Below are 7,777 nucleotides of genomic sequence, written 5' to 3'. Positions count from 1 at the left end.
CTATGACGATGCGCTGATCTTCGACCCAGCAGCTAAAACACCTAGCTCTGTACTTTATACGTCATACCAAGAGTACTGCAAGGCTTCTGGTCTGTCAGCAAAATCGATTCATAAGTTTACCCCCGATCTCGTGGAACTGTGCAGTATCAAGCTAGGGCTGGCAGTGTCCAATCACCGCACCAGGGCAGCGCGGCAGATTGTTGGTCTGCGGTTTCGAGCGGCTAGTGATGATGACGAGCGCAATACTTCACCCCCTCTAAACCCACCCTCAGAGCCAGAAGTGACGTTTTCTCCCCCCTTAAATGGCAAAGACCGCCCAGCGTCACCCCAGGGCATTGAGAACCCCACGCTAACAGATGAAAACACCAGCATAAATAATATTTCTACTCAAAGCGTCACAAGCGTCACTAATGGCTCTGAGACTGGATCTAAAAGCGTCACCGAAAGCGTCACCAAGCGTCACCAAGCGTCACAAGCGTCACCCGAACGATTAGCAGTAGGTGATCGAGTTCAATATGTCGGGAATATAATTGCTTATCAAAATCTGAATGGAAAAGTCATCAAGATTATCGGGTCAAACTACGAAACAACTTTTACGACCCAGAGTCGAGGCAGTGTCTCTGCTGTCGATCTGAGAAAGCTCGCCTGAATTATACAAGCAGTAAGTTTGTGACGCTATGACGCTTGGTGACGCTTTAAAATAGAAGCGTCACCACCTTCAACCTCGCTGCTCAAGCAAGGAGTGACGCTTGTGACGCTTTCAGTTATTAAAAATTTAAAATGATAAATAATGTACGAGAACCTCTTTCCACGTAAACAGTCTGTTTGTGACGCTTGTGACGCTTGGTGACGCTTTAAAATAGAAGCGTCACCACCTTCAACCTCGCTGCTCAAGCAAGGAGTGACGCTTATGACGCTTTCAGTTATTAAAAATCAAAAATAATAAAAAAAAGAGAACCTATTTCCACCTCAGAAATAGGGCGATAGGGTAACGGGTCAGACCTCATCTACTGACTTACCTGCCCAGTAAGTCACTGCTCCAAACAGGTTTTAGCGAAGCGGTGACTGATGAGGCGGACATGGGTTTAGGTTGGTAGCTTGGATCTATGTCCGCCTCATCGGTCAAAAACCTGTCGCTCTCGGCACGAGTACGGAGTCGTGAGTCAAGCAAGAATGTCTACATCGATAACCCTCGATCCTGATGTCGTTCCTCCTCCTCTTCCTCTAGCTCCACATAATTCCGGTCGATCGAAATCGGCACCGAAACAGACTGCTCTACTTCCTCCAGCTCCATCGCCCCAGCTAAATAACCTTGCAGCTCCTCACCCCAACTCCCAGACACAGGTAACTCATATTCCACCTGCCCTGGTAAATTACTTAACTGAGTATCTGTTGCCACCACCACATCCACCCGCTCCAACTCATCCCCAGGCATCCATCCCCCCTCATGCCCCACCAGAAATAAAGTATTCCGTTCCTGAGCCTTGAGCGTTGCATAAGCCATCGCCTCCAACACATCCTCCAACACCACCACCAGATCGATCGCGCCCTGACGCGGAGCCTGAAAATAACACCACCCCCCCGTCAGCTTCGAGCCATCGATCGTCATCGACTTCCGGATCGACTTAGAATCACTCCCCAACTCCTCCAAACCCAGATCGATCGCCACAGCCCCCGTCACCCGCTCCTCAAAATCCCGATACAGACAAATCAACCTTCCCCCATCATCCGCATAAATTAACCCCTCATGGTGCAACCGCTCGACCAACTTAGTAGGTAACTGTCTAGCCTTAGTAAGATTGTCCTTAACCTCATCCCACTTATCCCGCTCCGGTCGCGGGGGGATAAATCCTCCAGGGATCTGCTCGGTGACAATCTCCTGCACCCGTTCGTTAACTAACCCCATCGTGGCAGCAGCTCCAAACCTCTCAGTCAACCAATAAGCCGCACCAATCAGATCGGTAGAGCGCGTCTCCATTACCAGATCGATCGGTTTCATCTGCTTGTCCAATCCCTCTGGGGGTAATCCCAACTCACATGCCACTCGTGCGAGGGGTATAAGAGCTTCTGGTGTACTTAAAGACCGATTAACTTGAGATTGTACCTTTAACTCCTCCTGAGTGCGTTCGAGCTTCTGTGAAAGCAAATCCCGTTGGTCGGCTACATATTTCAATCGCCGCTCTAGTTCCTGATGGTCTCTTTGCATCTGAGCGTAAGCCACCGCCCTCGCTTGAACTACCGAAAGATCTTTCAGGTCTAATTCCTGACTAGCAGAGTTGACCACTGTATAGTAATCCTTAACAGTCGTATGTTCTGCGCGACTATTCTTCACCCCGCGTTCTAATCCCAGGTGTTTGGTAGCTGCGGCATAAGAGTCTTGAAAAGCAAACATCTTTGCCCGACCACCAAAAATCTTCTTACAATTAAGTTGACCGTTTTCATCGGTAGGTACCAGATAAGCATGGATGTGAGGAGTAGCTTCATCCAGATGGAGTTCCGCTCTAACGATCTTGTCCCCATACTCTCGCTGCAACCAGTCCTTACTAGCCTTCGCCCAACTATCTAATCGATCTACCTGATAATCTCCATACTTGCTTGGGTCATCAGGTCTAAAATATTCAGGAGAAGCCGTGAGTAAAATCTCGACAGCATAGACAGCATCCGGTCGAATCTTCCGTCTCTGTTCGACTGCATGAATCTTGTTGTGGACTATCTCACTCAACGGTAAATCGAGATCCTCATTGTGGATCAAAGTCTGGTTATCTTTGAGCTTGGATCGATCGGCATTAGGTGTCTCTCGACTTCTAGAGACGTGCATCCCACTTCCCCCTAAATTGGATTGTTTGAGCTTGGCAATGCGAGCGACAGCGTAGGGCATAGGGTCAGAATTTAGAACGCAGCTAGGGGACAGCCCCGCAGGGCGAAGGAAGCCTTTATTTGAGCGTAGCGTCCCGCAGGGCAAATAAAGGTGTACTGAGTACACTATTAACCTTCACCGACCACTCTCATCCATGATACCCACTAATACTGGTCTGGTCGCTATCCTACCGATCGCTTCATTGCTAGTACTCAAATCCTGGCTAATTACTAGCAATGAATTGAATGGATAGGTTGAAGAGGTTGAGTAAGTTAGATAGCCCAAAGGAATTGGGTGCGTTAAAGGGATAGATTAATGATTGATAGTTTAAATTGATGAGATGGGTAAGCTAACTAGGACATAAAGCTGATGAGGACACACAACCGATCTCGTTATACTAAATCTATCCTTTAGACTCAAGCTCTTATGCCCAAAACTATCATGATTCCCAAAGCAGCGGTTGATGAGACGATCGCGATGTTTGGTGAGTTACCTGCTAAACAACCATCTGATTATCCGCTCAAAGAAGCGATCGAACGCATCCTCCCAGCAATTAATGGTCTGGTCAAGAAAGGCTATAACCTGGATGAGATTTGTACCTTACTCGCTCAAAAGGAAATTATCGTCACTAGTTCGAGACTCAAGCAGTATCTTCGAGATTTCAACAAGTCTCATCCCAAACAATCTCGCAAGCCTCGCCTTCCTGTAGTAACCACAGTTCCTGCTCTAAGTCCGGCAAACAATGAGAATGAATCTCAACCTGAAGCTACTGTAAAACCTCAAGCAACTCCCAAGCCTGAAGTTACTAAACCTGCGACTAATCCTGACAAACCCTATAAATCGCCTCCTAAACCTGGAGCGGAACAATTTAAATAGCGAAAGAACGATATGCGAATACATTTGATTGATGGTGAGAAGGGTGGGGTAGGTAAGTCCTGGTTAGCGTTTGTAATGGCAGAGTATTTGAGGTCTAAACTGATTCAGTTCTATCTCTATGCCGCCGACCGCAGTAACCCTACTGCTGCTAGTCGCTACAAGGATAAAGAACGGTATGCCGAGTTCTATGATGATTCGGTTCACTATACTCTCTTTAGTGAAAATATTAAGAAAATCGATGAGCCAGATGTCTTATTAGAGATGGCTATACAGCGAACGATCGTGTTAGATCTCCCCGCTCAGGTTTACTATCCCTTGACATCCTGGATTGAAGAGAAGGATATCTTCGAGCTGAGTAAGGCGAATCAGATTGATTGGGTGAGGTGGTTCGTCTGTAATGGTGAGGATGAGTCGATCCAACTATTAATCTCTTCAATGGAGTTCTATAAACAGCAGCAGACCGTGTTAGTCAAGAATTGGGGGCTTTGTGATAATTGGGACTATTTTGATGGTCACGAACAGCTACAAGCAACCATTAAAAAGCATCGGATTGTTGTCATCGATTTTCCTAAGCTAGCTGATAGTAAACGAATTGCGATCAATGCCAAGCGATGGACTTTTGATGAGGCGCGGGAGTTAGGTCAGTTTGGATTGGTGGGGAAGAGTGAGATTTATAAGTATACGGAAAAGGCTTATCAGGTACTGGCAGCTACTCAACTTTTGGAGGCATGATCGATGGCAGTTAATTTTAATGGCTCTAGTAAGAATGCGGAGATGGAGTATATCGACATTCTGTTAGAGGGTAAGTCGAATGAGTTTAAGGGAAGGGTCTTAGCCTTTATCCGTAAGTATAAGATCGATGCTAACGATCCGACGTTTATGTTGCTGGTGGCGATTGGTGGGTTGGATGTTGCGTTGGTGGATTTACCCCAGGCAGTTGCTAAGGGTCAACAGGGGATGTCTGAGGAGATTAAACGGGTTGAGAGTGAGTTTGGTAAGCTCTGGCGGACTGCGATTGCTGCTCTCAAGTCAGAGATTGAGGATGTGAAGACCGTACATCAGGAACGAGATCTGAGATCTACGACGAAGGAGCAGGAGTTAGAGCGGAAGATTGCTGCTATTGAGACGGCGATCTCGGCTTTAAATGAGAATATTTTGACTCTAAAAGGGATAGAGTCTCGGATCAAGGCTGATTATTCGTCTTTGGCGAAAGGGCTAGTGGCATATAAGCAGGAATTGGCTACTGGTCTGGATAAGCTAGAGGAGCGGGATTCGATTAAGATTTGGGATTTTGACAAGTGGAGAGCGGAGCATTGGCTGTTGTTCGTTGGTACGGTGTTTTTGGGATTGTTAGTGTGTATCGATTCGTGGCGAGTCCATTCCGAACTCAATCTGGTAAAGGAGAAGCTGGATCGTGTTTTAACTCATGTGGACTATAACGCTACTAAGTTGGGACGGATTGAAAAGCATTTGGGCGTGAAAAAGCCTAAAAGTGAGTAGGATTATTTGTTTTGAAAACAAGTTCCCAACTAAGCCGCAAACTCAGGTGGGGGACTTGTTTCTAAATTCTCAGACATGTCATAAATCAGTTACTTACTCAATAACAAGTAGATTAGATTTGTTTAGTGGATTATCGCAACTTGAGATTGAAGATATTTTGACGATTATAATCCAGCAACTCGGTCGAAAATCTAGTTTCATTAAGCGTAATTAGACCGTCGGGGATGCGACTAAAAATATCAACAACTCGTTCGAGATTAATCTGCCTCAATCTTTCCAACCAGATAATTGCAGCACTCGGTCTAATTTCAGCAGCAATCTCAAAAGCTCGTGCGGTAGTAATTTCTACCGTCTCAGATCTAGCGTCGATTATTTGAGTTTCCCACCAACAAGATTCCATCAACCGAGGATCGGCCAAGTTACCAGATTGTTGCTCGTCTTGCGCTAATTTACTACCCAGACAATCCCCGTGATCGAAAGTCGGACACAAAAAATACCCAGATTCAGAAATAGCAATCTCTAGATTCTCATCATGCCTGTCCGTTGCCCCCAGCCAAGCATCTAACAGTAAGTATCCAACCAATAAATCCGCTCCATCTGCAATCCCTTCAATTCCATTCCAACCTAATGGCAATCCCACCGAATTTTGTTCGAGATAAAACATCACACTTGAGACATTATATCCATCCGGTGTTGTTTGGGATTATCGCCATAAGGAAATGCAGCTTTAAACAAACATCGTCCCAGAGCGGTTTCATTAGTCCAATATTTATAAAACCGTCCATCTTCCTCCTCATCGATTTCAACTTCAGATCGATTTTCGAGTTGATAGATCGGAAATTTAGCGATTTCCATCTAAATCTCCAATTGGTAAATATAATGCCGAAATGAATGGAGTAAAATTGCTGCAAGTAGCCGAACACAACAATTTTCGTTTGGTAAAAAATGCGTCGTTAACTCGCTCGATCTGGAGAGTAACGTTTGTGGGATGTTCTGTGACTAAAGCCTGAATGTAGCCTGGGACTGAACCAATCGGCTGCCCCGTTGGTTGATGAATTGCGCCTCGCCCGTGAATTATCAAGCGATCTCCCGCTCGCACGGTATCTTCGAGCCAACGCTCGTTTGCTAATAAATGCAGCCCACTCAAGCCAAAGAAAAACCGATAACGATCGTCAGCATCTGGTTCTAGTTCTGGAAACACATCCAGGTCGTCTTTTCTCCGATAGCCACCACTGCGAGCCACATAAGCGATCGGATCGTCTAAATCGTCTGGTAGACCTAAATCTGGTGAGTTAATAGGCATTTCTTGAGGGCGATCTAATGGCATTCGACAGGCATAAACCGGAGGAATGCTGGGAGTAATAGATATGCGGTCTAAAGGGGATAAACCAAAATAATTTTGCCACAGGCGACTGCTGGCGATCGCCTGTTTCACCCCAGCCACACAACCCATCCGATAGCCACTCTCGTCCCAAATCAGCTTTTTGACAGGTACCCACAAATCGGGAGCGACCTGACACCCTAAAAATAACGCCGTAATTCCGCCATGCTGTGTCGCACCCGCTCGATCTGTGCTTACATCAAAAGCTGCGCTGTCTGGTCGGATCGATAAAGTCATAATTTTGCTGAATATATAGTTTTTCGATATTCACTAGCCCTTCAGGGATTTGCTCTACGTCTCCTGTTGTGGTGACGAGCGGCTGTCGGTTCGATCGGGATCGGAATCGGAATCGGGATCGGGATGGAGTTTAATCCCCAACTTCAAAGCTGGATTATTCACCCACCTGTCGCCGACATGGGTATAAATCGCTGTCGTCTTCGGATCGGCGTGACCCAGCAGCTCCTGCACCTGGCGCAAGGAAGCTCCATTCTGGATGGCGAGGGTGCCAGCGGTATGTCGCAGCGAGTGGGCGGATAAAGTTCGACCGTCGCCGTGTTTGAGATTGAGGGCGGTGAGATAGTAATCGACGATGTATCTAATCCCCCGGCGGGAGAGGCGATAATCGATCGGTTCTTGTTGCTGCTGGCGGGGACGGTAGTGGAGGTTGATGAGCAGCGGCGAACTGGCGGCGATGCTAAATTTAGCCTGCCTCCGCACCAGTAAATACCGATCGAGTAAATCCACCAAGTCAGGAATCAGCGGCACGATCCGTTGTTGTCGCTTGCTGGCTACAGTCAGCCCCACGCCAGCAGGGGTGCGGACGATATCGCCGACATTGGCGGAGTGCATTTCCATCGATCGCACCCCTTCAAGGGTCATCATCCCCAACAATAGTTGGTCGCGGAGGATTTTGAGGGCGGTAGCTTTAGCCAGGGGAGCTTGGATTAAGGTTTGGGCTTCGGTGGCGTTGAGATAGGTAATCCGGTCGGCAGGGTCGCCGCGTTGTTTGGGCGGTTTGATCCCCCAGACGGGGTTGTGGGAGAGGAGTCCGTATTCGATTGCCGCGTCGTACATGCGGGCGATCGCTACCTGTAGCGACCCGCAATTATAAATCATCAAACCCGCAATCATCGCAAAATCGAACCCAGATTAACTGCAACTAT

9 protein-coding genes are annotated in these 7,777 nt (G+C 47.2%); 4 read left to right on the top strand and 5 right to left on the bottom strand.

Annotated features, from left to right (window positions below; genetic code table 11):
* Window positions 1-649, top strand: a 649-nt coding sequence (locus C7B77_RS30140; RefSeq protein WP_181243917.1) for a hypothetical protein, incomplete at its 5' end; no start/stop codon positions are given.
* Window positions 650-1,177: 528 nt separating this feature from the next.
* On the opposite strand, the gene mobV is transcribed toward C7B77_RS30140, so the two are convergent.
* Window positions 1,178-2,878 (bottom strand): MobV family relaxase, encoded by a 1,701-nt coding sequence (gene mobV, locus C7B77_RS18355; RefSeq protein WP_106308027.1) that lies wholly within the window; start codon window positions 2,876-2,878, stop codon window positions 1,178-1,180.
* Window positions 2,879-3,283: 405 nt separating this feature from the next.
* On the opposite strand from mobV, the gene C7B77_RS18350 reads away from it, so the two are divergent.
* Genes C7B77_RS18350 through C7B77_RS18340 form a run of 3 tightly spaced genes read left to right on the top strand, consistent with a single transcriptional unit; the run spans window position 3,284 to window position 5,233 of the window.
* Window positions 3,284-3,733 carry a hypothetical protein gene (locus C7B77_RS18350; RefSeq protein ID WP_106308024.1) on the top strand — a complete coding sequence of 150 codons (450 nt, stop codon included), beginning with the start codon at window positions 3,284-3,286 and terminating at the stop codon, window positions 3,731-3,733.
* A gap of 12 nt (window positions 3,734-3,745) precedes the next feature.
* Window positions 3,746-4,465 carry a P-loop NTPase family protein gene (locus C7B77_RS18345; protein WP_106308021.1) on the top strand — a complete coding sequence of 240 codons (720 nt, stop codon included), beginning with the start codon at window positions 3,746-3,748 and terminating at the stop codon, window positions 4,463-4,465.
* Between the two features lie 3 nt (window positions 4,466-4,468).
* Window positions 4,469-5,233: a DUF6753 family protein gene (locus C7B77_RS18340; protein ID WP_106308018.1), complete on the top strand. Its 765-nt coding sequence runs from the start codon at window positions 4,469-4,471 to the stop codon at window positions 5,231-5,233.
* A gap of 130 nt (window positions 5,234-5,363) precedes the next feature.
* On the opposite strand, the gene C7B77_RS18335 is transcribed toward C7B77_RS18340, so the two are convergent.
* The 4 genes from C7B77_RS18335 to C7B77_RS18320 are packed head-to-tail and all read right to left on the bottom strand — an operon-like array spanning window position 5,364 to window position 7,745.
* Window positions 5,364-5,897, bottom strand: coding sequence for a hypothetical protein (locus C7B77_RS18335; RefSeq protein ID WP_106308016.1), 534 nt, complete (start codon window positions 5,895-5,897; stop codon window positions 5,364-5,366).
* The gene (locus C7B77_RS18330) at window positions 5,897-6,088 is read right to left on the bottom strand and encodes a hypothetical protein (protein ID WP_106308014.1); all 192 of its coding nucleotides are present in this window, start codon (window positions 6,086-6,088) and stop codon (window positions 5,897-5,899) included. The genes C7B77_RS18335 and C7B77_RS18330 overlap by 1 nt, the downstream gene beginning before the upstream one ends.
* Window positions 6,075-6,851, bottom strand: a complete 777-nt coding sequence (locus tag C7B77_RS18325; RefSeq protein ID WP_106308011.1) for a hypothetical protein — start codon at window positions 6,849-6,851, stop codon at window positions 6,075-6,077. The genes C7B77_RS18330 and C7B77_RS18325 overlap by 14 nt, the downstream gene beginning before the upstream one ends.
* Before the next feature lie 54 nt (window positions 6,852-6,905).
* Window positions 6,906-7,745, bottom strand: coding sequence for a tyrosine-type recombinase/integrase (locus C7B77_RS18320; RefSeq protein WP_106308009.1), 840 nt, complete (start codon window positions 7,743-7,745; stop codon window positions 6,906-6,908).
* Window positions 7,746-7,777 lie beyond the last annotated feature (32 nt).

This window comes from Chamaesiphon polymorphus CCALA 037 (assembly GCF_003003845.1).
GTDB lineage: Bacteria > Cyanobacteriota > Cyanobacteriia > Cyanobacteriales > Chamaesiphonaceae > Chamaesiphon > Chamaesiphon polymorphus.
Note: the sequence above shows the minus strand (reverse complement) of the source record. Positions and strands in the feature narration are given on the sequence as shown.

Coding starts and splice junctions, on each gene's coding strand:
- C7B77_RS18325 (WP_106308011.1), bottom strand. CDS start 6,851: ATGACTTTATCGATCCGACCAGACAGCGCAGCTTTTGATGTAAGCACA.
- C7B77_RS18350 (WP_106308024.1), top strand. CDS start 3,284: ATGCCCAAAACTATCATGATTCCCAAAGCAGCGGTTGATGAGACGATC.
- C7B77_RS18335 (WP_106308016.1), bottom strand. CDS start 5,897: ATGTTTTATCTCGAACAAAATTCGGTGGGATTGCCATTAGGTTGGAAT.
- mobV (WP_106308027.1), bottom strand. CDS start 2,878: ATGCCCTACGCTGTCGCTCGCATTGCCAAGCTCAAACAATCCAATTTA.
- C7B77_RS18345 (WP_106308021.1), top strand. CDS start 3,746: ATGCGAATACATTTGATTGATGGTGAGAAGGGTGGGGTAGGTAAGTCC.
- C7B77_RS18340 (WP_106308018.1), top strand. CDS start 4,469: ATGGCAGTTAATTTTAATGGCTCTAGTAAGAATGCGGAGATGGAGTAT.
- C7B77_RS18330 (WP_106308014.1), bottom strand. CDS start 6,088: ATGGAAATCGCTAAATTTCCGATCTATCAACTCGAAAATCGATCTGAA.
- C7B77_RS18320 (WP_106308009.1), bottom strand. CDS start 7,745: ATGATTGCGGGTTTGATGATTTATAATTGCGGGTCGCTACAGGTAGCG.